A 23956-nucleotide genomic window follows, 5' to 3' on the forward strand; every position below is an offset into this window, starting at 1 on the left:
AAAAGTGTAAGGAGAAGGGCGGGTGATGCCCTTCGATAAAATTTGCCAAATTTCCCTTACTCATCATACAAACTTGTTAATGCTTTTGACAAGTCTGAAGTCACATGCTGAAGCAGACTGACGACCCGTGAATAATTCATACGGGTTGGTCCGATGATCGCAATTGAGCCTATTTGCTTCTTATCTACTGAATAAGAGGCTGTAATCAGGCTGCAGTTTTCCATCTCTTCATAGTCATTTTCTTTTCCGATTTTAATCGAAATGCCTGTATCTGAAGATTGGACGAGCTTCAAGACGTCCTGCTCCTTTTCGATTAGAGAAAGCAGCGACCGCACTCTGCCGATATCATGGAACTCGGGCTGGTTCAGCATATTGATTTTCCCGCCGAAAAACAATTTTTCAACGTGACTTGTCGAATGAAATGTTGAACGCAGCGCTTCAAGGATGTTGTCGTAGTTCTTAATGTGCTGCCTTAAGTACATGACAACTTCTTTAAAAATGCGTTCATTCAGTTCATCCATCGGAACACCGGTTAAACGGTCGTTCAGTATATTTACCAGCTTTTCAATATCAGACAGATCCATTTTGGTTGGAAAATTAATCGTTTTATTTTCCACATGCCCCGTATTGGTTACGAGAATGGCTACCGCTTTATCGGGCTGAATCGGTATGATTTGAATCTGTTTAAGATAATTCTCGCTCAACTTCGGCCCGAGTACGATAGACGTATAATTCGTAAGATCGGACAAAATTTGTGCTGATTTTTGAACTGTCTTTTCCAGCTCGAATATTTTTTCTTTGAAGATCGAGTGGATTTGGTCTAGGTCGGTTTTTGTCAGTTTGACGGGCGACAGCAAATGATCAACATAATACCGGTACCCTTTTTCCGACGGAACACGTCCTGAAGAAGAGTGGGTTTTCTCAATAAAGCCCAGCTCCTCCAAGTCAGCCATCTCGTTTCTTATTGTTGCAGAGCTAAATGTGATTTCATCTTTTTTCGAAAGAGTTCTAGATCCGACCGGCTGCGCCGATTTAATAAAATCGTTGATTATGACCTGAAGGATCAGCAGCTGACGATTTGTTAACATCATCATCACCTCTGTTAGCACTCTCAACAAGCGAGTGCTAAATCTATAACAAAAGTATCAAACCACAAGAAAAATGTCAATTATAACTCACCCAAAAAAGCGCCAAAAACTTCATTACCCAATAATTTTCCCTGATGAGTCAAACAAACGGCAGACTCTGTGTTAAGAATCAGTCCCTTTTCAGAAAGCTCTTTTAAAACGCCGGGAAACAGTTTATCAAGAGAACGACCGTATTTCTCTTCAAACCGCTTTTTGCTGACTCCGGATGTTTTTCTTAATCCTAAAAACATCTCTTCTTCAATTTGTTCTTCCATCGTCACTTCATGTGTATCCCGGTAAGGAAAACCTTTTTCAGCTATCAGGTCAATGTAATGCTTAACAGGTCCAACGTTTACTGTTCGAATTCCGCCGATATACCCGTGGGCTCCTGCTCCGAAACCGAAATATTCCTCATTGCTCCAGTACGTCAGATTGTGCTGAGATTCCATGCCTTGCTTTGCAAAATTGCTGATTTCATATTGATGAATACCGGCAGCTTCCATCCGGCTCATCACCGTTTCGTACATTTCGGCTTCCTGTTCCTGCGCCGGCAGATGAAGCCGCCCTTTTTGCATCAAATTATAAAATACCGTTTTCGGTTCTACAATGAGAGAGTAAACGGAATAATGCTCTGCGTTCAGGGATAAAGCAGTTTTTAAAGAATGATCCAGATGTTTAAGCGTTTGTCCGGGAAGACCGAACATCAAATCGAGACTGATATTTTCAAAACCAATTTCCCTTGCACGTTCAAAAGATGCAAATACGTCTTTTTGTTTATGCACCCGTCCGATTTTTTCTAGAAGGTCGTCTTCGAATGTTTGCACACCGAAGCTTAAACGATTAACGCCCGCTTCTTTGAGTATTTTCAATTTTTCTGCTGATAGGTCGTCCGGGTTCGCCTCAACAGCGAATTCTTTTAAAGAGTCTGAAGGCTTCAGCACACGGCTGACCATGTCCATCAATTTTTTGAGCTGGTCCTCAGAGAGGGATGTCGGCGTGCCTCCTCCGATAAAAATCGTATCCAAATCAGGCTGCCCCGTTTTTTCTATCGTATTTATTATTTCCTTCTCGAGTGCGTTTAAATACTCGCCGACGGGCTGGCTTTGAATAAAATATTTATTGAAATCGCAGTAGTGGCAAATATGCTCACAAAATGGAATATGGATATAAGCTGATTTCAATGTATTCACCTTCTTTACAGAAAGAAGCCGCAGTACAGGACTGCGGCGGCTTCTATTATTTTTTCGGACTGTCGTCCATTTTCAGGACCGCCATAAATGCTTCTTGCGGCACTTCAACTGAGCCGACCTGCTTCATTCGGCGTTTTCCTTCTTTTTGTTTTTCAAGAAGCTTCCGTTTCCGCGAGATGTCTCCGCCGTAACATTTAGCCAATACGTTTTTACGCATCGCTTTAATGGTAGAGCGGGCCACGATTTTCTGGCCGATCGCCGCTTGAATCGGTACTTCAAAGTGCTGGCGCGGAATAAGCTCTTTCAGTTTTTCTACAATTACTTTTCCGCGTTCGTACGCGTAATCGCGATGCACGATAAATGAAAGGGCGTCGATCTTTTCTCCGTTCAGCATAATGTCCATCTTGACAAGTTTAGACGGTTTGTAGCCAATCAGTTCATAATCAAAGGACGCGTAGCCTTTTGTGCTTGATTTCAGCTGATCAAAAAACTCATAAACGATTTCCGCTAATGGCATGTCATAGACAATGCTGACACGATTTGCGTCTAAATATTGCATGTCGATAAAATTGCCGCGTTTTCCTTGACAAAGCTCCATCACCGCACCGACATAATCGTTCGGCACCATCATTGTCGCTTTTACATACGGCTCCTCGATTCTTTCGATCTTTTGTGGGTCAGGCATGTTGGACGGGTTGTCGACAACAACCTTTTCGCCGTCTGTCATATACACATCATAGATAACACTCGGTGCCGTTGTGATCAGGTCGATTTTAAACTCACGCTCAATCCGCTCTTGGATGATTTCCATGTGAAGCATACCTAAAAATCCGCAGCGGAAACCGAATCCGAGCGCTTGGGATGTCTCTGCTTCATATTGAAGCGATGAGTCATTCAGTTCAAGCTTCTCAAGAGCTTCCCTTAAATCGTTGTATTTGGCCGTATCGATCGGATACAAACCGCAATACACCATCGGGTTCAGCTTGCGATATCCAGGCAATGCTTCGGCAGCTTGATTGGCCGCGCTTGTTATCGTGTCACCGACGCGTGTGTCACCGACATTTTTGATCGCAGCAGTTAAAAAGCCTACATCGCCGACGGTCAGTTCATCTGTCGGAGTTGCTTTCGGCGTGAACACACCGACTTCTGTCACTTCAAACTCTTTGCCGGTTGCCATCATTTTGATTTTTTGCCCCGGCTTTACCGTTCCTTCAACGACTCTGATATAAGCCACGACACCGCGGTAAGCGTCATAAAGCGAGTCGAAGATCAGCGCTTTAAGCGGCGCCTCTGGATCTCCGGTCGGAGCAGGCACCTTTTCTACGATCTGCTCTAATATCTCTTCAATCCCGATCCCGGCTTTTGCTGAAGCGAGCACGGCTTCCGATGCGTCAAGGCCGATGACATCCTCCACCTCTTGGCGAACTCGTTCCGGCTCTGCGCTTGGCAGATCGATTTTATTAATGACTGGAAGAATTTCAAGGTCATTATCAAGCGCCAAGTAAACGTTCGCAAGCGTCTGCGCTTCAATTCCTTGCGCCGCATCCACGACAAGTATCGCTCCTTCGCAGGCAGCAAGGCTTCGGGATACTTCATATGTGAAATCGACGTGTCCCGGTGTGTCAATCAGGTGGAAAATATATTCCTCTCCGTCTTTCGCTTTGTATTTAAGCTGAACAGAGTTTAATTTAATGGTGATGCCCCGTTCGCGTTCAAGATCCATAGAATCAAGCAATTGTTCTTTCATTTCTCGTTGAGTGATTGCCGACGTTTTTTCTAAAATTCGATCCGCTAAGGTCGATTTTCCGTGGTCAATATGGGCGATGATGGAGAAATTCCGAATTCTCGACTGCCTCTCTAAACGCTTTTCTTTATCTGTCACAATCTATCACTCCTACTATTAAACGCAAAATACACTAGCTTAGATTATATCAATAGGATTGTAAAGATTCAATGTAAAACAAGAAAGAGAAAAGTTCCCTCTCATACTGGGGCTGCTTTTCTCTTTCAAGCACTTATTTTCTCATATCCCGTATCCATTCATACATCGATTGGGCTGTGTTGGTCACTGTGTCAGAAAGCGTTTTTCCGGCTTTAGAGAAAACGTTAAAGGTTTCCACCTGTTCCAGCTCTTTTTGTTTTTCTTCTAAATCTTTCGAGGTTACTGTTTCCCCTAAAACGGTCGCTTCTTTTTCATTATTTTCTCCGTCTGTGAGCGTAAACGCGCCTTTCAGTGAAGGATCATGATAGCCTTTCATGCTCAGCATGCCGTTATTCGCCTGCTGCATGCCGAACAGGACGCCTATAAACATCATCGCCACAAGAAGCAAGCATTTGCCAAGATATGCAATCAACTCGACCACCTATTTCTTATTGTTTTTTCGTCTCGCCGCTTTCAGCGTTAACCTTTTCAGCATCCCAGTACATTTCGCTGAATACGTCAGCGGTTGCGTCAGCCGCCCGCTGCAGCTCTTCGAGATTGTTGTCCACTCCGCCGAATTCAAGCAAAAGCGCTCTGTCGTTTAAGTCTTGGTTGTAAACTCCGTTATCGCCTGGTGAGCCTTTAGAAAAGACCCCTGTGCTGAGTCCCGGGTATTTTTTCTCCATCAGCTTGTGAAGCTCACTTGCAATTTTGTAGTTTTCTTCGAAATTCTTACTTTTTTTGCCGACCACAAACGCCACCCGGGCATAGCTTTTCCCTTTAATGGTTGCCGTCGTATTTTTCTTGCGCCTGGAGTCTCTATGGATGTCAATGATATATTGCAGATTTTTGTTTGACGCAAGGGCTTCCTGTACGACCGGCCTTGATTCATCGTAGGATCTGGCATAATTCAACCCTTTTTTGCTCAGTTTTGCCTGTATATCCGTTTTATTAACTGTGGCTCCGATACCTTGAGATTGCAGCGCTTTTCCGAACATGTCCCCCACGAGGGTGACGTTTGCTTTAGAATGACGCGCCATATCGGGGTCGGTCTCACCTTTTAATAACGGGAGATAAGATTCTGTATTGTGCGTGTGATAGATAAAGACAACCTTCTTATCGCCGGTTGTTTGTTTTGGCGGGTCTTTTTTCGTATTGTCTGTTTGCGTCTGCTGTTTTTCAATCTCCGCCAAATTCGCTTCTCTTTCTTCCTGCATCACCTTTGAAGGCGGCGGGGATTCCGACGGCATGTTTGTATAATCGGTGCCTTGTCCCGCTAAAAGAATCTCTGTGTCAAATTGCGCAAACCCAGGCAGCTCGCGTCCAAGAAAACTTCGCGGATCTTCGAGATTAATACTTGTCGCCAGCTTTAAAGAAAGACGTGATAGATGAAATGAGCTGTCGGTTTGAGAAAGGTCAGAAGCGAAATAATGGTTTTCCATCCGCAGCAAGTGTGCAAATACGTCACCCGGCAGTTCGTCGGCAATCCCGTAAAAAGAGTCAGACGAAGGCCTGAGTTCCGGCCGGAGAGACGTCAGCACACCAGATAAAACAAAAATCACTACTAGGCATGCGATAAATAGAAAGATCGCCTTTATCGCTTTCCCGCCATTCACCGCAACAACAATTTGTCTGTTTCTGCGTTTATTTCTCATTGAATCCCTCCAGCGCTTGTCTAGTAATTACTCTATGAACAAGCTAGAGGAAGTAGAACCGTTTAGTGATTATAGGAGCCTTTGTTTTCTTGAGACACCTTTTCATGAAGCGCTGTATTTAATCCGTTTGCCAGCACATTTGCCATATCGTCAATAAATGAATCGACTTCCTTCGGTGTGACCATCAAATTATGGCCCAGAGGCGCCAGCACCTCATGAATGAGCTGCCGCTTTTCGTTTTCTTCAAGAGTCCCGACAATGCCGAGAAACGATTGACGCTGTTTTGGGTCGGGAAGATCCTCTTCAGTAAGCACTTTCTTTTTCCCAAACGTCATTCCCGCCGGAACAAGCGATCTCGACGGACTGTCATCTCTCATTTCTCTGCCAAAATGCTTTAATATGTAGTCAACCGTATCGCTGGCAATTGTTACCGCGTCAACGACTGTTGGTACACCGATTGCAATGACAGGTACGCCCAGGGTGTCCTTGCTCAAGTCTTTGCGTTTATTTCCAACGCCTGACCCCGGGTGAATTCCTGTATCTGATATTTGAATGGTTGTGTTGACCCTTTCTACCGCACGCGCCGCAAGTGCATCAATGGCAATCACAAAATCAGGTTTTGACTGTTCGATTACCCCTTTAATAATGTCGCTTGTTTCGATGCCTGTAATTCCCATGACACCAGGAGCAAATGCGCTGACAGGCCTGTAGCCCTCCTGCACATTTTCAGGCTGGAGTTTAAATAAATGTCTTGTCACCAATAGATTTTCTACAGCCATCGGACCGAGCGCATCAGGTGTCACGTTCCAGTTGCCGAGGCCGACAATTAAACAGCTCGCATCCTTTGAGATCTTAAGGCTTTCCAGAAAGGCTGAGAATTCTTCCGCAAATACAGCAGAGACTTTCTCTTGCATTTCCGAGTCATTTTCTCTGATCCCTTGGGCCTCAATTGTTAAATAACGTCCTTCTTTTTTTCCTGAAAGCTCAGCGCCTTCCTTCGTGATATCAACAGTGCGGATTTTTATTCCGCCATGATCGCGTTCTTTTTCGATAAAACCTTTTATCTCTTTTGCAGGCACAGCCTGCTGATTAGCCATGGCTTCCTTCGTTTCAACCGCTAAATCCGTACGTACCAAATACTGATTTACATCCAGCTCACTCTTTTTCATACAGGGCCTCCTTCGATATTCAGTATCCATATTGTTTCCATTTATAAAATGAATCATGCTTAAAAGCATTCCTTCAATGAAAAATACTTTACATTTATATTGCAATCTAAAGGTGTGTTTGATAGAATACAATTTGTTCTATTGTGAAGAAGATTTAACCTTAAGACACTGTGCTACAGGTTGTATCTTAGGAGGTGAAACACATGCCAAACATTAAATCAGCGATTAAACGTACAAAAACTAATAACGAACGCCGCGCTCATAACGCGACAATCAAATCTGCTATGCGTACTGCAATCAAACAAGTTGAAGCTTCTGTTGCAAACAACGAAGCTGACAAAGCGAAAACTGCTCTTACTGAAGCAGCTAAACGTATTGATAAAGCAGTGAAAACAGGTCTTGTACACAAAAATGCCGCAGCTCGATACAAATCAAGACTAGCGAAAAAAGTGAACGGACTTTCTGCATAAAACAAAAACGATCCTCAATGATGAGGATCGTTTTTTTCATTTCTTTTTAACAGCTGCAAGAGAAAAAGCTCTAGTAAAAGCTGCTTGTCCTTTTTCCCGGTTTTCATCTCATAGTCCATAACGGCAAGCTGTTCAATAATAGACCGGAGCTCGGCTTCTGAAAAAAGCCTTGCTTGATCCATCGCCAGCTTTACCCGGAATGGATGCACCTTTAAATTAGAGGCAATCTGTTTTTGGCCGTACCCTTGTTCCGCGAAATATTTCGTCTGCAGGATCAGCCGGAACTGGTTCGATATAAGAGCCATAATTTTGATCGGTTCTTCATTTTGTTTGAGTAAGTCATAAAAAATTTGCAGACTCTCAGTTCGTTTCCGATTGACGATTTTATTAATCAGTTCAAAGATATTTTGTTCCAGGCTTCTCGCTACAAGCATTTTTACATCATCCAGCGTAATTTCTTCACGGTCTCCAATAAACGTGCAGAGTTTCTGAATCTCCTGAAAAAGGGATGACAGATGCCCGTTTACAAGCAAAACCAAATGCTCTGCCGCCTCGGTGCCGATCGTTTTCTGCTCGGTTCTCGCCAGATTGATCGTAAAGTCTGTCGTTTCCTTCGCGTTTAATTCCTTTGCCTCCATCATGAACGCCTGCTTTTTTAGCGCTTTGGTCAGTTTTTTCCGCTCATCCAGTTTTTCATAAGGCGCAAGCAGAACAAAGACCGTGTATGGTGCCGGTGATTGTATATACGATTCAAGCGCACTGACGTTGTGCTCAACTTTTTCTTTCTTTTTCTCACCCGTTAAAAAATATGGATTTTTCACAATGACAAGGCGCCGCTCCCCCATAAACGGGAACGTTTCAGCGTCGGCAATCGCCTGATCAAGCGGGTCTTCCTCCAAATCAAAAACAGACAGGTTGAAATCTTTCGTCTCTTGATCAATCACCGTCTGTCTGATCCTGCTGACGGTTTCCTGGAGCAGATACGTCTCTTTTCCGTATAAACAATAAACCGGATGGACTTCTCCTTTTTTCAGGCTTTTCCACACATCAAATACCATTGTTGTACGACTTCCTCTCTTTCATCATCCCCTTCTATCCTAAATTGAGTTTGCAAAATAGTAAAGAGGAAGCCTGACAGCTGCTTCCCCATTTATATTAAACGCCTGTTCGCAAGCCCCCGGGACAGCTTGTAAAAAGGCGATAATCACCAGAACAGAAAACGTTACCTTAGCTTCTAGATTTTTCAAAACGATTCCATTATACTTAAGTCAGTCAGGGGGGATGAAATTGAATGATTTTGAAAAAAACGTTCAAAGCAAACGAAATGATGCTGTAGATTCAGCGGTTGGTTTTGTTGTGTCCTTCGGATTTTTCGCCTTATTGTTTGTCATGGCAACGGTTATTCACCTGGTTGGTTCATAACACGACTGCCCGGGCTGCTGATTTCTCGGCAGTCTTTTTTAATTCGTCTCTGTCATATCTGATGTATCATATGGAGGATAAACAGAAAAGGTTCCAGATCCGCTTTTGTACGTGTATTGGATCGTGCCGCTTTGATCAGTGCGCAGCACACGAATGGATCGGCTCTTTAACAATTGAAGAACTTCTTGATGCGGATGATGGTACCTATTGTTTTCACCCGCTGAGATGACCGCCGTTTTGGGCTGAAGCTGTTTGATGAATTCTTCACCGGTCGAGCCCTTGCTTCCATGATGCCCCACCTTTAACACATCCGCTTTTATATTTGGGAACACATCGATAACCTCCTGTTCCCCCTCTTTTTCCAGATCACCCGTCAGGAGCCAGCTGAGCCTGCCTGTTTTCATCCATAGAACGAGAGAAGAATTATTTTTACTTGCCGGATCAGGCGTTTCCGGTGACAGCACATGAAACTGTAAGTCCTTTATTTGCAATACATCACCCCGCTTCACCTCTTCAATTGCCACACCCTCCTGTCTGGCAGTCCGCAGCACTTTCTCATCATGAGGTTCAGAAACAAACCCTTTCGGAATGATGAGACGCTTCACTTTATGATGCTTCAGCAAAACCTCTGCCTCTCCGATATGATCTTGATCTGCGTGCGTCAGTATCAGCGCATCAAGCTGCTTGATGCCCTTTGCCGTTAAAAAAGGGATCAGCACCTTTTCCCCCAGTGAAAAAGGATGCTGTTTTTCCCGCCAAGGCTCTGACGAATAAGACAAAGTGCCTCCCGTATCAATTAAAACACGGCCTTTCTGATACGGTGCACTGACAAACATACTGTCACCTTGTCCGATATCAATCATATCTACTTCTCCCTCGGAACTAACATAAGGGAAAACAAAGAGCAGGATAAGTGTTGCACAAAAAAGGCCTGTGGACACTGTCAGCCGGAGAAATGAGGGTTTCTCAATACTCATAAGCAATATGATGACAGTGAGCGTGAATAAGAGAAGAAGAGCAGGTGCAGGGCGAGAGATGATGATTGTGAATATTTCTATATCAGCGATTTTAGTGATCAGTCTGTTGGTCCAGGTCATCATTACATCAAACCAATAGAACAGAAATTGACCGACGGACGCTGAAAAAAATAATAGAATAACTCCTATAATAGCAGCCGGTAAAATACAGAATGTATAAAAAGGCACCAACACCATATTCATCGGAATGCTAATGATAGAAAACTGCTGAAAATGATACAGAAGAATGGGTAGTGAGCCTAGCTGGGCAATAACAGATACAATCGTCAGCTGTCCCAGACTCGTTTTGATATGCTGAAAAATAGACGATGAGAGAATTAAAGAAAAACTGACCGCAAATGAAAGCTGAAATCCAGCTTCAAAAAGGTAGTAGGGATTAAAAAGCAAGAGGACAATATACGAAAGACAGATTACCCCGGCAGAATTCACCCGCTGCTGAAAAAGGCTTCCCGCTAAGTAGATGCCGGACATCAGAGCGGCTCGGAGAACAGAAGGCGCTGCACCTGTCAAAATAACATAGATCGGCAGAAACAAAAGCAATAGGATTGACGCATTTTCTCTTGTTATGCCCAGACGGATCATTGCGTAAAATAGGCCTGCTGTCAAAATCCCGATATGGAGTCCTGAGATGGCTAACAGATGGACAACACCTAGACTTTGGTAAGCATTAAGCACATCGTCATCTAAATAAGATCTTTCACCTACTGTAAGCGCCTGTACGATTCCTGCTGAATCTGGCGGAAGCTGCGTGTTCGTAAATGATACGATGTATTTTCTCAAACTGAGAAGCTTATACCGGACATCTGAAGGCTCGCTGCAATTTCCAATAGATGTGACAGAATAGCTCCAATGAATATGCTGCCGGTAAAGATACTGTTGATAATCAAATGTTCCCGGCACTGTTGCTTGTTTTGGCTTCTCCAAAGTACCAGTCAATTCGCATGCCATACCCGGCTCTAGATGTGACAGTTTGTCTTTTTCAGCTAAAGACTGAATCCGATAAGAGGCAGCCCATTTTTCGCCATCGGGCGTCTTGATCAGCATAGACATCCGATCCCCGTCAATTTTAGGAATACTATGAATAACCGCCTTGAAGTGATAGCTGCCCTGCTGATACGAAGAAGTATTTTGAGAATCTGTGATCTTAAACAGGGCAACATTGAGTACAAAAGAGAATAAACAAACAAAAATGAGTGGAGCGTGCCTTGTTTTGATTGACACAATAAGAAGAAAGAGGAAGAAGAGAAAGACAGCGGAGAAATAAGAGGCGGCAGCAATTCCAGCCGTTGCTGAAGCTGCCGCCAAAGGCAATAATAGACGCGAATTCCGCATCAATCACACATAACTCGTAAAAAGTTTATTAGCCTGTTCATGTATTTTCTTCAAATCTTCCTCTGCAAGACCGGCATCCGCTAATTTTTCTAAAAGCCCCGCTACAAATGAAAGCTTTTCTCTGTTTTTCAGATCAACGATCATTTCATCGAGTTCAACCTGTTCAACCGTAACGCCTGATTGCTCAAATAGCTCCTGGGCATACGGATGTGTTTTATAATCCTCAGCGTAATATACTGTTTTGATACCGGCTTGAATGATAGACTTACAGCATTGAATACACGGATAGTGCGTGACATATATCTCCGCTCCATCTGTCGGCACTCCAAATTTAGAGCATTGAAGAATCGCATTCATTTCCGCGTGAATCGTTCTCGCGCAATGATCGTCTATCATTAAGCATCCTTCGTCCGCGCAATGTACGCCGCCTGCGATTGATCCGTTATAGCCTCCTGCGATCATACGTTTATCTCTGACAATGGTAGCGCCGACAGACAATCTCGGGCAGGTGCTGCGCAGTGCCAGTAAATGGCTTTGAGCCATAAAATATTGATTCCATGAAATTCGTTCCACGTTGTTCCCTCCAAATGTTGTGTTGCCTGTTCTTTAGTTTACCTATCATCATGTATGACCGTCAATTCACTTTACTGTAATGGTAGACTTTATTTTTTCAAAAGATTTTTCGCCAATTCCCGAAACCTTTGTGATATCTTCGATTGTCTGGAAACGCCCGTTCTCTTCCCGATACGCAATAATCGCTTCGGCTTTTGAAGGCCCTACTCCCGAAATGTTTTGTAAATCCTCTAATGTTGCTGTGTTGATATTGACCAAAGTCTCCTTCCCCGTACTGCTTTGTACAGCGCCGCCGGCCGCTTGCTGTGCCGCCTCTTCTCCCTTACTCGGTATATACACCACTGTACCGTCCTGTAAAAGTTCCGCCAAATTCACTTGCGTTTCATCTGCTTTTTCACCAATGCCGCCTGCTTTCTCAATAGCCTGCGATACTCTGTCTCCCGTATGCATTTCATAAACGCCGGGATGCTTAACAGCGCCTTTTATATCGATTACAATATTTTCTTCCGCTTTGTCTTTTGTTGCTTCCTGCTTGACCTCCTCATTTTCCTTTTCACTAGATACAACTTGTTTTACAGGCTCTTTGTTATTTCCGCTGAAAAAAAAGAGGCAAAGAACTGCAATGAGAACAGCAGCAGAGCCAACTGACATGATTATCGTTTTATGTTGATTCAACCAATTCAACTTGCATGCGCCCCGCTTTCGTCATATTTTGTTTCTTTATCACATATGGTTTAGAGGATAATAGCTCAAAGGAGGGGAAATCATTGAAGATTGGCTTTATCGGCACTGGAAATATGGGTACGATCCTTATAGAATCATTTATTGAATCACAAGCAGCCGATCCCTCAAACATCACAATCACAAACCGCACAATTGAAAAAGCGTTGAAGATAAAAAACCGCTACAACAGCTTAAACGTAACAGAGAGCCTTGAAAAGCTTGTTGCAGAAAATGAGATCATTTTCATCTGTGTAAAGCCGCTTGATATATATCCATTATTGTCAAGGGCAGTCCCTTATTTAACAAAGGATCACATTCTCATTTCAATTACAAGCCCGCTTCAGACTGATCAGCTGGAACAGTATGTGCCATGTCAAGTGGCACGAGTTATCCCGAGTATTACAAACCGGGCGCTTGCTGGCGTTTCTCTTGTCACCTTCGGTAAAAGTTGCGGGGAGGCAGCAAAAACAAAAATCAACGAGCTGATGAAGCACATTTCTAATCCGCTGCAAATTGAAAGTGACATCACAAGAGTAGCGTCAGATATCGTAAGCTGCGGACCCGCTTTTATGAGCTATCTGATTCAGCGGTTTATAGATGCAGCCGTTACGGAAACGTCAGTGTCTAAACAGGACGCTATACTCATGTGTAAAGAAATGCTTGTCGGGCTGGGAAAACTGTTAGAAACAGAATTGTATACCCTTCCTGCATTACAGGAAAAGGTTTGCGTAAAAGGCGGCGTGACAGGAGAAGGCATTAAAGCACTCGAAAGCGGTGTACAGGATATGTTTCATCGGGTGTTTCAAAATACGCATTTGAAGTACGAAGAGGATATTTCCGCGGTGAAGAAGCAGTTTCATGTGTAAACGAGTATGTCATAGCCGTTTGTTATATGCAAAAGGGTAAAAAGGCATTTTAAAAACCATCGTCTTAGTAAACGATGGTTTTTGATTTCTGTGCTTTAAAGAACAGGCGTTCAGATTGTGGTGACGGCGCTGAATCGGTAAAATCAGCGGTAACCTTATGAAGCTGAAAGCCGCAGCTTGCCAGCATTTCTTCGTATTCATCCACTCGGAACGTTCTTTGCTCATGTGTTTCGTCGAAGCGGTCGTACGCCTCTCCGTTCCAAACAAAAAACGACATATCATGAATGGCGGAAAGCTCTTCACTTCCGGCAAAGCTTTGCCAAATATAGCTGATATCTTCGTCCTGATCAGCAAACGTGCTCCCAGGAAAAACCTCGGTTATTTTATACGGTGAATGAACATCAAACAGCAATATGCCGTCCGGCTTCAGCACCTGAAATACACTTTTAAAGGTATTCATTACGTCATTTTTCGTTTTTAAATAATTCAAGGAGTCACAGCAGATCACAACCGCGTCAAACTGGCCTTCAAATCCGGTAATCTCTCTCATGTCCTGCTGAAGGAAAAGAATCGGCTGTTTAGCTGGTACTTTTTGCTGGGCGTAAGAAAGCATTTCTTCACTGAGATCAATCCCGGTGACTTCAAAGCCTTTTTCGGCAAGCCGGATTGAAATTTCTCCGGTGCCGCATGCCAAATCGAGAATACGGCCTTTTTCCGGTAGAGATGCTTCAATCCACTTTGTCCATTTGTCGTAAGGTGCGTGAGACATTAACTCGTCATACACGCTTGCAAAGCCTTGGTAAATCATTGGTTCATTCCAAGTTCCAGGTCTGCGAGAGGAGCGTCTCCCCACAGTTTTTCTAGGTTGTAATAGCTTCTTTCATCCTTATGAAACACATGGGCAATGACATCCCCAAGGTCAACTAATACCCATCTTGCTTCATCGAAGCCTTCCATCTTTTTGACTTCAATGCCGTTTTCTTCAGCCTGGTCCTTGATTTCACGCGCAATGGCCTGCACTTGTTTGTCTGAATTACCGTGGCAGATCAGAAAATAATCCGCAACCAGAGAAATTCCTTCCATATCTAGTGCTAAAATATCCTCTGCCCGCTTATCGTCGCAAGCCGCAGCTGCAATCTTTAAAATGGACGTTTGATTCATTCACATATTCCTCCTGTTCATTTGCCAGACACAAGCCAGTTATAAGTTAAACATGTATCTGGGAAAACCTGTTGATTTTTTTTCATTAGAAAAATCATTGTATTTTTGATCGACTGAATCAACGCTTGATTCAAATCCGTTTCTGCAAGTTCACGCACCTCATCGACACCGGGAAATTTACGGCCTGGTTCAATATAATCAGCAACGTAAATGACTTTTTCCAAAAGCGTCATGCCCGGACGCCCAGAGGTATGATATCTGATCGCGTCAAGAATATCTTCGTCATGAATTCCCGCTTCTCTCTGGACTAGGTAAGCGCCGACCGGAGCATGCCACAGTTCCGGGTTGTGATCCAACAGATGCGCGGGCATTTTTTCTCTGGCTATAATTTGTTTCATTTCTTCTTTCGGGCGGAATTTGGCGTAATCATGAAAGATAGCCGCCGTTTCCGCTTTTTTGGAGTCGGCGCCAAAGCGCTCCGCAAGTTCAATCGCCGTGTTCATTACGCCAATTGTATGGATATATCGGTGCTCGGTCAATTGCTGCTTGACGCAGGCAAGTGCCTTCTCACGATTCATATAAACCATTCTCCTCTACATACTTCTTCACTTTATCAGGGATTAAGTAGTCAGTGGGCTTCTTGCTTTTAAACCGTTCCCTTATCATAGTCGATGATACCTCAAACTCCGGAACGTCTGCAAAGAGAAGCGGATAAGGGGTTTCAACATGAAAACCGGGGCGCTTTACTCCGATAAATTGAATAAGATTCAGCAGCTCGTCCAGCTTATACCATTTCGGCAGGTATTCAATCATGTCAGCACCGATAATAAAGAAAAGCTGATCATTCGGATATCGCTGCTTTAGTAAAGAAACGGTATCAAAGGTATATGACGGCCCTTCTCTTTCCATTTCAGCCAGCTGCAGCTTAAAGGATGGATTAGACTGAATAGCAAGCTTCAGCATTTCCACCCGATGAGTACTGTCTGTATAGTCTTCATCCTGTTTATGCGGAGGAATTTGATTGGGCATAAACCAAATTTCGTCGAGCTCCGCCTGATACAGCACCTCATTCGCCATTAAAAGGTGACCGTTATGCGGAGGATCAAACGTGCCTCCGAAAATTCCGATTTTCTTCATTTCAACCACCTTAAGGAAGCTCGATTTGTTTATTTTCCTTTGATTCCTTATATAAAACAATTGTATTGCCGATCGTCTGAACCAACTGTGCGCGGCTTCCTTTTACAAGAGCTTCCGCAACATCATTTTTATCGTCTTCGCAGTTTTGAAGAACGCTGATTTTAATCAGCTCTCTCGCTTCAAGCGCTTCAGAAATTTGTTTAATCATGTTGTCATTGACTCCGCCCTTTCCTACTTGAAAAATTGGGCTTAAATGGTGCGCTTTTGAACGCAAGAAACGTTTTTGTTTTCCTATTAACATTATTTTCCTCCTAATTTCCCTACTACAATAGATCTCATTTTTTCAACATCAGGCTCATGTCCCGTCCACAAGCGGAAAGACAATGCCGCCTGCTCAACAAACATGCCGACTCCATCCAGTGTTTTCAGACCTTTTTGCTTTGCTTCTTTTAATAGTGAAGTCTGAATCGGATTATACACGATATCGCAAACAACCGCACTGCTTGCAGCACGCTGCAATGAAAGCGGAATATCTTCCACGTTTGGATACATGCCTACAGATGTTGTATGGATAATTACATCATACTGCTCAAGCCGTTCTTCTGCTTCTTTTATGCTTAACACTTCTACATTGCGGAACGAGGGAGCAGATTCTGCGAGCTGTTTGGCTTTTTCTATCGTTCGGTTGCAAATATCAAACTTTTCCGGATTGTCGCGGACGATCGTTGTAAAAATCGCTCTGGCTGCCCCGCCCGCGCCGATCATTAAGAAAGACAGTTCGGAGACTGGTTTGTCCAAAATTCTCATTAAAGATTTCACAAAGCCTTCTCCGTCTGTATTATATCCGACAAGCTTGTCTCCTTCTCTTCTGACAGTGTTAACGGCACCAAGCACTTTTGCGCTCTCATCAATATGATCGAGATGATCCATGATGGAAACCTTGTGCGGAACAGTCACATTGATGCCTTGTACACCAAGAGCTCTTATCCCTTTTACCGCATCTTCCAGACGATTCTCTTCCACCTTAAATGCATGGTAGTGTCCGTCCAAGCCAAGATCCTTCAAAGCCGCGTTATGGATATCCGGCGACATGGAATGCGCAATCGGATTTCCGATAACCCCGTACAGCTTCTTCATACTCCTCTCCCCTTTTTGTTAAATTAATGAGCGCCGAACAAATACGTGAACGCCTTTTGGCGCATAAGCCGTTATTTTTTTATCCGCGTCATGCACCGTTACCCAGCCTAACCCAGAGAAAACGATATCTGTCTTTTGCTCTTTCATCGTAAACGTATGGGCAACCAGCTCTGGAAACTCATCCATATCATCTTTTCCCGGCGGTGTGAGCAATTCTCCTGCGTGCTTTTCATAAAGCGCGTCTGCATTTTCCAGTTTCGTTCTGTGAATCATTAATTCATTCGGCATATAGCAGACAAAGGCAGCTCTTTCACCTGAAACATAATCAAACCTTGCCAGTCCGCCGAAATACAGCGTTTGCTGATCGTTTAGCTGGAATGTGCGCGGCTTCAGTTCCTTTTTGGGCGAGAGTACTTTTAAATCCTTTTTGTTTACATAGTGCGCCATTTGATGGTGATTGATGATTCCTGGTGTATCATAAAGCGCAGAGCCGTCATCTAACGGAATTTCAATTGCATCAAGAGTTGTGCCCGGGAATTGGGATGTCGTGATAATGTTGTCTTCACCTGACACTTCTTTAATAATCCGGTTAATGAACGTTGATTTCCCTACATTGGTACAGCCGACAACGTAAACATCCTTGCCGTTACGGTAATGCTCAATCGCATCAATGACTTCTCTGATTCCCTGGCCGCGTCCCGCACTGACCAAAAATACGTCAATCGGTTTTAAGCCAAGCTCTTTCGCTTCGCGCTTCATCCACTGGATCAGCCGTTCTCTTTTGAGCGATTTAGGCAGAATATCCGCCTTGTTTCCGACTAACAATATAGGATTGCCTCCGACTAAGCGCTGCAATCCATTAATCCAGCTGCCGTTAAAATCGAAAATATCAACAATTTTAACAACGAGAGAATCAGTTTCTCCAATTCCATGAAGGATGTTTAAAAAGTCATCATCCGTTAAGGAAACGTCTTGTATTTCATTGTAGTTTTTCAGTCTGAAGCAACGCTGGCAAATCACACTTTCTTTAGAAAGCGAAGCCGGCGGCGCGTATCCCAGACCATTTTTGTCTTCGGTTTGGATTGTGACTCCGCAGCCGATACAAACAACCTTTTCCATTCTTACTCCTCCCACTGAATGTGCCCTTTTCGTTTGAGAGCACTCAGTATTCTGCGTTCGACCTGGCGGTTAAAGCGCGTAATAAAGCCATCCGAGGAAGCGACAGGCACGACCAGGATCGTATGGTAGCCGTTACGGTTCCCGCCGAGTACATCAGTCAGCAGCTGGTCTCCGATGACAACACAGTCCTCTTTTTTCAGCTCCATATTACGCACTGCTCTATTAAAAGCTTTGCCCATCGGTTTTCTTGCTTTATAGATGAATGGTATGCCGAGCGGTTCCGAGAAAAGTTTTACTCTTCGCTCATTATTATTAGAGACAATCGTCACTTTAATGCCGTGCTCTTTCATTTCTTCAAACCACTCGATCAATCGCGGTGTTGCGTTTGGTCTGTCCCATTCAACAAGTGTATTATCCAGGTCAGTGATAATTCCTTTTACATTTCGTTCCTTTAATTTTTCAGGTGTAATATGAAAAATATTTTTAACAAACTCGTCAGGTAAAAAAAACTTTTTTAACAAAACCCGCACCCTTCCCTTTTCTTTCTCTTAAAATTCATGTCGAAAAAAATCGAACTTGCGCTTAAAGAAAAACTGAGCAAAAAAATTTCGACAAAAATTGGGTTTCTTCACCAGGTGTGGATAAATTTACACACACTATCCACTCTTATTACATCACTCTTTAGACAAATTATAAACACGATACTCACAAGTTATCCACTTTTTGGTGTGGATAACAGAACGATTGTTCTTATATGCAATTCATGGTAGATTAAAGATAATCTTCAGCTTCAGATGAACGCAACCTATAAATGTATGTCACAAAGTCATGAATGATTCCAACTATGAAGGAGGTGTCTCTCCCATTAATTGGGTTCCTAGCATGAGAAAATTGTCTGATGAATTATTAATAGAATCTTATTTCAAAGCCACCGAAATGAATTTAAACCGTGACTTTATCGAGTTAATCGAAAACGAAATAAAAAGAAGATCGCTCGGACATATTATTTCCGTATCTTCTTAATAGGAATTTGTCTATTTTTTCCGGGCGTATTTCCTTTTTTTACTCAGATGACTGATATTATATCACTTCAGTTACGCGCTTTACTACTGTTTTCAGCAAAAAACACCCCTAAAAAGAGGTGTTTCCAGGGCTGGATTTCATGTGAACCAATACACTCCGCCCACAATCAGGAGAACAACAATCAAAACAACGATAAAAGCGTATCCGTATGCTCTGCTTGCGCCATATGGCCAGCCGCCGAAAGGATACGTGTATAAATAACCGCTGTACATGTGAAGCGCGCCTCCTTAAAAATGTTTCTATAACAGCCTATGTAGGAGAAATAAAACATTTTAGGCCTTTGTCCGGTTCAGCGCTTCAGGACCTGCCCATCTTGTATTCCTTCATAAACAACCCTTGCCCCTTTAGGTGTCATATGATTGCCAGAAGGATCTATCAAGCCGGATTGGATAAGTGCTTCATCAGTAGCTTTTCCGCCGTCTGCTTCTATAAAGTGCTTCCAGTTGTCTACGAGAGGCACATTCATATGTTTCGCGACATCTCTTGTAATATCATTGTATGAGTTATGCCACTTTCTCGCCCCGCCTTTTGATTCAAAAGCAGCCGCTTTATACCTGGAATAGTAAAAGAGGTGATGCTTCCCGTTTCCTTCAATAATAGGGATACACGTCATTAAAACAGGCTTGATGCCGTGTTTTCTGCTTTCTTTTATAAAGTACACCAGATTCTCTCTGAAACGCAGCTTTGACACTCTTGGCTTTCCTTCAGCCAGAATCCCAGCGTCATTAGTGCCAAACATAATAAAAAGATGCTTAGGTTTTTGATCGAGTACATCTGTTTGAAACCGTAAACGGGCATCTTCAGTCGTTTGTCCTCCAATTCCTGCGTTGAGGATATCAAGATTCCCGCGTTCAGCTGTTTTTAATATATTGACCCACTGCTGCGCTTTTGGATAGTCACGATAATCCCAATTAGAGCCGCGTGTATTGCTGTCACCAAATGCTACCACGTCTTCGTATCCCTTTCCTTCACATCCTGCTGTAACGAACAGCAGAAGGAAAAGGATGAATATATACTTCATCTTTACACCCCCAAAAGCTTCATCTTTATGTTATACCTCTGTTCTGTTTCATTCAACGCAGAGTTTTTTCGTTATAGCGTTCTCTCTATTGTTAACGTGTCCCTCTCGACTAAAATCATTCTGTTTCCAGTAAGGGGTGAGATATCTATTTCAGTTCCCGTCTTTTTCTGCGAAAAAACACTTCAGAGAGTTGAATGCAATAACCTGTTTCCGCCAGAGGAAACAGGCTACTGATTACCTCTGCATTTATTTTAATTTCGCTTTAAGCTTGGCCTTTGTTTTTGGTCCGTATATACCATCAGCTTTTAATCCATTCATCAGCTGAAAACGTTTCACGGCATTTGCTGTTTTCGGTCCATAAATGCCGTCAATACCGTTATTCTTCGCGCCTTTATCGGGGTAAAAATGAAAGGCGGCTAAAGCCTTTTGCAGCTGAAGAACTTTAGTGCCTTTTCTATAAGGCGCAGTGAGTTTTATTACTCCTGAAGGCAGAGGATAAGATTTGGGTGATTCTTCAAATGGCGTATCAGAGGAAGAAATTCCGTTTTTGAAAGCACTCCATTGATGTAAGAGTTTGCGGGGACATTCTTTTCCAGACCATTTTTTGTGGGGAACAACACGATCCAGCGAAATATTGTGATCCTTCATTAATTTTTTGATCAGCCACTGCGCATTAGCTACTGCTTTGTCAAAATCGCCGTCTGCATTTTCACAGATTTCAATCCCGATTGATTTGCGATTCCCTGTCCCATTGGTGCCGTCGCCAGCATGCCACCCGTTTTCAGTAAGAGGAAGATGCTGATAGATGTCTGAATCGTCTACTGTAAAATGCCAGCTGACAGATGTACTTGGGTTTTTCACATAATCAGCGTGCATTTTCGCATCGGCACCTTTGGCGGTATTTGCTGTATTGTGCACCGTAATATAGGCAGGTGTCATCGCATAGCCGGGACGGTTATCGTTTGATTTTGGTATAAAATCCTTTTTTATCGCTACCATTTCTATCCCTCCCTACTATTAAAGAATGCAGCAACAAGAGAAATGGACAGCCTATTTTACTAGATAAAAAAGAATTGTATTTCCCCCCACTCGTATGACAGTTGAACCACCGAAACGGTACAAGTTATACTAACGTAGATGCCGGAGATTCTGCCTCCTGACATCGCCACAAGTGTTGGGAGTGGATAATTGATATGTTAAAAAAGACTTTAGGTATAATCTTGATCATCGCCGTTATTGCAGTCGGATTCTATCAGAAAGAAGCTTGGCTTGATGCTATAAAAGCAGGCGGATTGATCTCCGTTTTATGTAGTATGCTGCTGATAGCCGCCGACGTCTTTTTCCCGATTGTGCCGTTTGCAATCATTGCAGCTTTAAATGGCGCTGTGTTCGGAATTGCAAATGGTGTTTGGATTACACTGGCCGGTTCAATGCTCGGTACGATATTGCTGTTTTTTCTCGCGAGGTACAGCTTTCGAGATTGGGCCAGAAAAAAAATAAAAGCTTATCCTGCTATACAAGGCTACGAGGCTTCATTCGATAAAAATGCGTTTACTGCAGTTTTATTGGGAAGGCTTATCCCTGTTATCCCTTCTCTAGTCATGAACGTTGTATGCGGACTAAGCAGTGTTCGGTGGCATGTTTTTTTCTTCGCCTCTTTAATAGGAAAAATTCCGAACATTTTAGTTGTTACCATTGCCGGCGCCAATTTCTCCAGCAACAAATTATTATCTTTCAGTATTTACGGGGCCTACGTTCTGATCCTGATGCTAATCATATATATAAAGTTTCCTCATCTGGTGAAAGCGTCAAAAAAATAAGGGCGTCCCGCTTTGCCCCCCTTACTTTTTTTCTGTTGCATGTCCTCCAAATTCATTACGGAGCGCAGCAACGACCTTTCCTGTAAACGTATCGTCTGTTAACGAACGGTATCTCATCAAGAGCGACATCGCGATCACCGGAGCTGCTGTCTGCAGATCTAGTGCCGTTTCCACTGTCCATTTCCCTTCCCCTGAGGAATGCATGACGCCTTTGATCTGATCGAGCCTCGCGTCTTTAGAAAAAGCTCGCTCAGTCAGCCCCATAAGCCACGACCTTATGACAGAGCCATGATTCCATACCCTTGCGACTTTCTCATAGTCAAATTCAAACGGACTGTTTTCCAGCACTTCAAATCCTTCACCAATGGCAGCCATCATTCCGTACTCAATGCCATTATGAATCATTTTCAAAAAGTGGCCGCTGCCCGCTTCTCCGGCATATAAATATCCATTTTCAACAGCAGTATCCCGAAACAGCGGCTCCGCGATACGCCATGCTTCCGGGTCTCCTCCAACCATATAACAAGCCCCGTGACGCGCTCCCTCCATACCGCCGGAAGTTCCGGCGTCGAGATAATGAAGACCGGCTTCTTTCATTTGATTGTACCGCCGGATCGATTCTTTATAATGAGAATTTCCAGCCTCAATGATAATATCCCCTTCGTTTAATAACGGTGCCACATCACTCAGTACAGCATCCACAACGTCATGCGGCACCATCACCCACAAAATTCGCGGCGTATCTAATAATGAAATCAATTCTTTTATATTTGTTGTCCCCTCAGCCCCATAAGATATCAGTTCATCAACAGCCGCTTGATTCACGTCATAACCGATTGCTTGATGATTGCGGTCGATCAATTGCTTTCCTATGTTTATGCCCATTTTCCCTAAGCCGATCAATCCTATTTTCATGTGAGTTCCTCCTGGTTGTCTAAACTCTAAAGCCATTACTCTTTATGTTCCCTGTGAACTGCTATGTGATACGTCCTGTTTTCTCAAATAAAAAACAAAAGCGGGCCGCGATCAGCAAGAGTAATTCCTTTTATCCCCAGTAACTTACTGCTCCGTGTCATATTGTTTCTGTATGATCTTTATCATAAAGAAGGCTTGATAATCATTTGGCGGCTTCATGCATGACAGCAAAAATAGCGGAAACATTCTTGATTTCCTCTCTATTTAAGTTAAAATATGGGAAGGGAATTCAACTTATTTCTAGCTAAGAAGGTGACAACTTGCCGGATCAAACACAAACTATAATTGGAATTACGAAAACCGCGAAATGTTTATTATACGGTACACTTGCAATCATCGGTCTTCTCATTGGTTATTTTTTTCATCAGCTTGCGAAATGGGCATTATCCCTGCCGTGGACTCCATTAGAAGGCCCTCTTCGGCTTGTTACCTCTTTTCACGGATCACCGGTTAAGTTTATCACCGCGCTGCTTGGCCTGATTGCCGGTATATGGTTCGCTCATTCAATCATGAAATTGCTATTAACTGTACAGATTACAGACGACTCCGTGGAATTAATGAAAGGCAAGCATGTTCAAACGATCAACTCCGGAGACATTGCTCTGGTATTTATTGATCATAAACGGCTTGTCCTCTTAGGAACAGACGGATATGAACTGGCACGTGAAGAAATAGATGAAAAACCTAAAATCATTGAACAGGCCTTTAAAAAGCACCATTACGTGTGGTCGGCTGAAGGAGACCCGTTTAAAGATAAATTTAGACGATGGGTACCTGAATCACCCGATCTCTCTCCAAGCGCTCATGCTATATTGAAGGCTCGTCAGAAAGCACTGAAAGAAGAGGAAACAGACGACATTGAAGATTTCCGTCTTGAACTCGCAAAGATCGGAATTGTTGTACGTGAAGAAGGAACACGCCAGTATTGGCGAGAAACAGAATCGTATCCTCCTCAGGAGAATCAGCCTAGCGGCAAAATAGGATCATAGCAAAAGAGGCTCAGAATTGAGCCTCTTCT

Annotated in this window: 29 protein-coding genes; 6 read left to right on the top strand and 23 right to left on the bottom strand. The window is 43.3% G+C overall.

Features of this window, described 5'->3' with window-relative positions; all coding sequences use genetic code 11:
* Nucleotides 1-56: 56 nt before the first annotated feature.
* The 6 genes from hrcA to gpr form a co-directional block, all read right to left on the bottom strand.
* The gene (hrcA, locus tag NSS75_RS13580) at nt 57-1088 is read right to left on the bottom strand and encodes a heat-inducible transcriptional repressor HrcA (RefSeq protein ID WP_095713313.1); all 1032 of its coding nucleotides are present in this window, start codon (nt 1086-1088) and stop codon (nt 57-59) included.
* 80 nt (nt 1089-1168) lie between these two features.
* On the bottom strand, nt 1169-2308 hold the full coding sequence (gene hemW, locus NSS75_RS13585; RefSeq protein ID WP_024122105.1) for a radical SAM family heme chaperone HemW: 1140 nt from the start codon (nt 2306-2308) through the stop codon (nt 1169-1171).
* Nucleotides 2309-2363: 55 nt separating this feature from the next.
* Nucleotides 2364-4199: a translation elongation factor 4 gene (gene lepA / locus NSS75_RS13590; protein ID WP_044154493.1), complete on the bottom strand. Its 1836-nt coding sequence runs from the start codon at nt 4197-4199 to the stop codon at nt 2364-2366.
* A 133-nt stretch (nt 4200-4332) separates the two neighbouring features.
* On the bottom strand, nt 4333-4671 hold the full coding sequence (locus NSS75_RS13595; RefSeq protein ID WP_024122107.1) for a YqxA family protein: 339 nt from the start codon (nt 4669-4671) through the stop codon (nt 4333-4335).
* Between the two features lie 16 nt (nt 4672-4687).
* A complete protein-coding gene (gene spoIIP / locus NSS75_RS13600) occupies nt 4688-5893 on the bottom strand; it encodes a spore autolysin SpoIIP (RefSeq protein ID WP_101861061.1) in 1206 nt (401 codons plus the stop codon).
* A 62-nt stretch (nt 5894-5955) separates the two neighbouring features.
* On the bottom strand, nt 5956-7062 hold the full coding sequence (gpr, locus tag NSS75_RS13605) for a GPR endopeptidase (protein WP_044154490.1): 1107 nt from the start codon (nt 7060-7062) through the stop codon (nt 5956-5958).
* A 203-nt stretch (nt 7063-7265) separates the two neighbouring features.
* Here gpr and rpsT point away from each other — a divergent pair, with 203 nt between their 5' ends.
* Nucleotides 7266-7532 carry a 30S ribosomal protein S20 gene (rpsT, locus tag NSS75_RS13610; protein WP_010335003.1) on the top strand — a complete coding sequence of 89 codons (267 nt, stop codon included), beginning with the start codon at nt 7266-7268 and terminating at the stop codon, nt 7530-7532.
* Nucleotides 7533-7546: 14 nt separating this feature from the next.
* On the opposite strand, the gene holA is transcribed toward rpsT, so the two are convergent.
* Nucleotides 7547-8590 (bottom strand): DNA polymerase III subunit delta, encoded by a 1044-nt coding sequence (gene holA / locus NSS75_RS13615; protein ID WP_095713316.1) that lies wholly within the window; start codon nt 8588-8590, stop codon nt 7547-7549.
* A gap of 39 nt (nt 8591-8629) precedes the next feature.
* The gene (locus tag NSS75_RS13620) at nt 8630-8779 is read right to left on the bottom strand and encodes a hypothetical protein (RefSeq protein WP_003229985.1); all 150 of its coding nucleotides are present in this window, start codon (nt 8777-8779) and stop codon (nt 8630-8632) included.
* A gap of 40 nt (nt 8780-8819) precedes the next feature.
* On the opposite strand from NSS75_RS13620, the gene NSS75_RS13625 reads away from it, so the two are divergent.
* On the top strand, nt 8820-8954 hold the full coding sequence (locus NSS75_RS13625) for a YqzM family protein (protein ID WP_010335005.1): 135 nt from the start codon (nt 8820-8822) through the stop codon (nt 8952-8954).
* A 38-nt stretch (nt 8955-8992) separates the two neighbouring features.
* Here NSS75_RS13625 and NSS75_RS13630 read toward each other — a convergent pair whose 3' ends face one another.
* The 3 genes from NSS75_RS13630 to NSS75_RS13640 all read right to left on the bottom strand — a co-directional run bounded on the left by NSS75_RS13630 (nt 8993) and on the right by NSS75_RS13640 (nt 12580).
* Nucleotides 8993-11323 (bottom strand): DNA internalization-related competence protein ComEC/Rec2, encoded by a 2331-nt coding sequence (locus NSS75_RS13630; RefSeq protein WP_339237638.1) that lies wholly within the window; start codon nt 11321-11323, stop codon nt 8993-8995.
* Between the two features lie 3 nt (nt 11324-11326).
* Complete coding sequence (locus NSS75_RS13635) at nt 11327-11896, bottom strand: ComE operon protein 2 (RefSeq protein WP_010335007.1); 570 nt, start codon at nt 11894-11896, stop codon at nt 11327-11329.
* A gap of 66 nt (nt 11897-11962) precedes the next feature.
* Nucleotides 11963-12580, bottom strand: a complete 618-nt coding sequence (locus NSS75_RS13640) for a helix-hairpin-helix domain-containing protein (protein ID WP_339233380.1) — start codon at nt 12578-12580, stop codon at nt 11963-11965.
* A gap of 83 nt (nt 12581-12663) precedes the next feature.
* Here NSS75_RS13640 and comER point away from each other — a divergent pair, with 83 nt between their 5' ends.
* Nucleotides 12664-13485, top strand: a complete 822-nt coding sequence (gene comER, locus NSS75_RS13645; protein WP_095713318.1) for a late competence protein ComER — start codon at nt 12664-12666, stop codon at nt 13483-13485.
* Between the two features lie 64 nt (nt 13486-13549).
* Here comER and NSS75_RS13650 read toward each other — a convergent pair whose 3' ends face one another.
* The 8 genes from NSS75_RS13650 to NSS75_RS13685 are packed head-to-tail and all read right to left on the bottom strand — an operon-like array spanning nt 13550 to nt 18560.
* The gene (locus NSS75_RS13650) at nt 13550-14293 is read right to left on the bottom strand and encodes a class I SAM-dependent methyltransferase (protein ID WP_024122114.1); all 744 of its coding nucleotides are present in this window, start codon (nt 14291-14293) and stop codon (nt 13550-13552) included.
* Nucleotides 14290-14646: a ribosome silencing factor gene (gene rsfS, locus NSS75_RS13655; protein ID WP_024122115.1), complete on the bottom strand. Its 357-nt coding sequence runs from the start codon at nt 14644-14646 to the stop codon at nt 14290-14292. The genes NSS75_RS13650 and rsfS overlap by 4 nt, the downstream gene beginning before the upstream one ends.
* A 17-nt stretch (nt 14647-14663) precedes the next feature.
* Nucleotides 14664-15224 carry a bis(5'-nucleosyl)-tetraphosphatase (symmetrical) YqeK gene (yqeK, locus tag NSS75_RS13660; RefSeq protein ID WP_106020125.1) on the bottom strand — a complete coding sequence of 187 codons (561 nt, stop codon included), beginning with the start codon at nt 15222-15224 and terminating at the stop codon, nt 14664-14666.
* Nucleotides 15214-15783, bottom strand: a complete 570-nt coding sequence (locus tag NSS75_RS13665; RefSeq protein WP_010335014.1) for a nicotinate-nucleotide adenylyltransferase — start codon at nt 15781-15783, stop codon at nt 15214-15216. Before NSS75_RS13665 ends, yqeK begins: the two co-directional genes overlap by 11 nt.
* A 10-nt stretch (nt 15784-15793) precedes the next feature.
* Entirely contained in the window at nt 15794-16084 is a 291-nt protein-coding gene (gene yhbY, locus NSS75_RS13670) for a ribosome assembly RNA-binding protein YhbY (protein ID WP_339233384.1), read from the bottom strand.
* On the bottom strand, nt 16084-16920 hold the full coding sequence (gene aroE / locus NSS75_RS13675; RefSeq protein ID WP_038954228.1) for a shikimate dehydrogenase: 837 nt from the start codon (nt 16918-16920) through the stop codon (nt 16084-16086). The genes yhbY and aroE overlap by 1 nt, the downstream gene beginning before the upstream one ends.
* 18 nt (nt 16921-16938) lie before the next feature.
* Nucleotides 16939-18039 (bottom strand): ribosome biogenesis GTPase YqeH, encoded by a 1101-nt coding sequence (gene yqeH, locus NSS75_RS13680; protein WP_101861064.1) that lies wholly within the window; start codon nt 18037-18039, stop codon nt 16939-16941.
* Between the two features lie 2 nt (nt 18040-18041).
* Nucleotides 18042-18560: a YqeG family HAD IIIA-type phosphatase gene (locus NSS75_RS13685; protein WP_003226126.1), complete on the bottom strand. Its 519-nt coding sequence runs from the start codon at nt 18558-18560 to the stop codon at nt 18042-18044.
* Nucleotides 18561-18921: 361 nt separating this feature from the next.
* Between NSS75_RS13685 and NSS75_RS13690 the strand changes: the two genes are divergently transcribed.
* Nucleotides 18922-19062: a sporulation histidine kinase inhibitor Sda gene (locus NSS75_RS13690; RefSeq protein WP_003226124.1), complete on the top strand. Its 141-nt coding sequence runs from the start codon at nt 18922-18924 to the stop codon at nt 19060-19062.
* 137 nt (nt 19063-19199) lie between these two features.
* Here the strand turns inward: NSS75_RS13690 and NSS75_RS13695 are convergent, their stop codons facing one another.
* The 3 genes from NSS75_RS13695 to NSS75_RS13705 form a co-directional block, all read right to left on the bottom strand.
* Nucleotides 19200-19334, bottom strand: coding sequence for a hypothetical protein (locus tag NSS75_RS13695; protein WP_010335019.1), 135 nt, complete (start codon nt 19332-19334; stop codon nt 19200-19202).
* 77 nt (nt 19335-19411) lie between these two features.
* Nucleotides 19412-20143 carry an SGNH/GDSL hydrolase family protein gene (locus NSS75_RS13700; protein WP_024122120.1) on the bottom strand — a complete coding sequence of 244 codons (732 nt, stop codon included), beginning with the start codon at nt 20141-20143 and terminating at the stop codon, nt 19412-19414.
* Nucleotides 20144-20389: 246 nt separating this feature from the next.
* Entirely contained in the window at nt 20390-21142 is a 753-nt protein-coding gene (locus tag NSS75_RS13705) for an N-acetylmuramoyl-L-alanine amidase (protein ID WP_185848806.1), read from the bottom strand.
* A gap of 194 nt (nt 21143-21336) precedes the next feature.
* Here NSS75_RS13705 and NSS75_RS13710 point away from each other — a divergent pair, with 194 nt between their 5' ends.
* On the top strand, nt 21337-21963 hold the full coding sequence (locus tag NSS75_RS13710) for a TVP38/TMEM64 family protein (RefSeq protein ID WP_024122122.1): 627 nt from the start codon (nt 21337-21339) through the stop codon (nt 21961-21963).
* A 21-nt stretch (nt 21964-21984) separates the two neighbouring features.
* On the opposite strand, the gene gnd is transcribed toward NSS75_RS13710, so the two are convergent.
* Nucleotides 21985-22878 (bottom strand): phosphogluconate dehydrogenase (NAD(+)-dependent, decarboxylating), encoded by an 894-nt coding sequence (gene gnd, locus NSS75_RS13715; protein WP_101861066.1) that lies wholly within the window; start codon nt 22876-22878, stop codon nt 21985-21987.
* Between the two features lie 320 nt (nt 22879-23198).
* Here gnd and NSS75_RS13720 point away from each other — a divergent pair, with 320 nt between their 5' ends.
* Nucleotides 23199-23927 (top strand): DUF308 domain-containing protein, encoded by a 729-nt coding sequence (locus NSS75_RS13720; protein WP_213417751.1) that lies wholly within the window; start codon nt 23199-23201, stop codon nt 23925-23927.
* The last annotated feature ends 29 nt before the right edge of the window (nt 23928-23956 follow it).

Source organism: Bacillus sp. FSL K6-1012 (genome assembly GCF_037964915.1).
Lineage (GTDB): Bacteria > Bacillota > Bacilli > Bacillales > Bacillaceae > Bacillus > Bacillus halotolerans.

Bases quoted from the DNA above. Each gene is read 5' to 3' on its own strand.
- hrcA (WP_095713313.1), bottom strand. From the start codon at position 1,088: ATGTTAACAAATCGTCAGCTGCTGATCCTTCAGGTCATAATCAACGAT.
- spoIIP (WP_101861061.1), bottom strand. From the start codon at position 5,893: ATGAGAAATAAACGCAGAAACAGACAAATTGTTGTTGCGGTGAATGGC.
- gpr (WP_044154490.1), bottom strand. From the start codon at position 7,062: ATGAAAAAGAGTGAGCTGGATGTAAATCAGTATTTGGTACGTACGGAT.
- rpsT (WP_010335003.1), top strand. From the start codon at position 7,266: ATGCCAAACATTAAATCAGCGATTAAACGTACAAAAACTAATAACGAA.
- holA (WP_095713316.1), bottom strand. From the start codon at position 8,590: ATGGTATTTGATGTGTGGAAAAGCCTGAAAAAAGGAGAAGTCCATCCG.
- NSS75_RS13630 (WP_339237638.1), bottom strand. From the start codon at position 11,323: ATGCGGAATTCGCGTCTATTATTGCCTTTGGCGGCAGCTTCAGCAACG.
- NSS75_RS13650 (WP_024122114.1), bottom strand. From the start codon at position 14,293: ATGATTTACCAAGGCTTTGCAAGCGTGTATGACGAGTTAATGTCTCAC.
- rsfS (WP_024122115.1), bottom strand. From the start codon at position 14,646: ATGAATCAAACGTCCATTTTAAAGATTGCAGCTGCGGCTTGCGACGAT.
- yqeK (WP_106020125.1), bottom strand. From the start codon at position 15,224: ATGAATCGTGAGAAGGCACTTGCCTGCGTCAAGCAGCAATTGACCGAG.
- NSS75_RS13665 (WP_010335014.1), bottom strand. From the start codon at position 15,783: ATGAAGAAAATCGGAATTTTCGGAGGCACGTTTGATCCTCCGCATAAC.
- yhbY (WP_339233384.1), bottom strand. From the start codon at position 16,084: ATGTTAATAGGAAAACAAAAACGTTTCTTGCGTTCAAAAGCGCACCAT.
- aroE (WP_038954228.1), bottom strand. From the start codon at position 16,920: ATGAAGAAGCTGTACGGGGTTATCGGAAATCCGATTGCGCATTCCATG.
- yqeH (WP_101861064.1), bottom strand. From the start codon at position 18,039: ATGGAAAAGGTTGTTTGTATCGGCTGCGGAGTCACAATCCAAACCGAA.
- NSS75_RS13690 (WP_003226124.1), top strand. From the start codon at position 18,922: ATGAGAAAATTGTCTGATGAATTATTAATAGAATCTTATTTCAAAGCC.
- NSS75_RS13695 (WP_010335019.1), bottom strand. From the start codon at position 19,334: ATGTACAGCGGTTATTTATACACGTATCCTTTCGGCGGCTGGCCATAT.
- NSS75_RS13700 (WP_024122120.1), bottom strand. From the start codon at position 20,143: ATGAAGTATATATTCATCCTTTTCCTTCTGCTGTTCGTTACAGCAGGA.
- NSS75_RS13705 (WP_185848806.1), bottom strand. From the start codon at position 21,142: ATGGTAGCGATAAAAAAGGATTTTATACCAAAATCAAACGATAACCGT.
- NSS75_RS13710 (WP_024122122.1), top strand. From the start codon at position 21,337: ATGTTAAAAAAGACTTTAGGTATAATCTTGATCATCGCCGTTATTGCA.
- gnd (WP_101861066.1), bottom strand. From the start codon at position 22,878: ATGAAAATAGGATTGATCGGCTTAGGGAAAATGGGCATAAACATAGGA.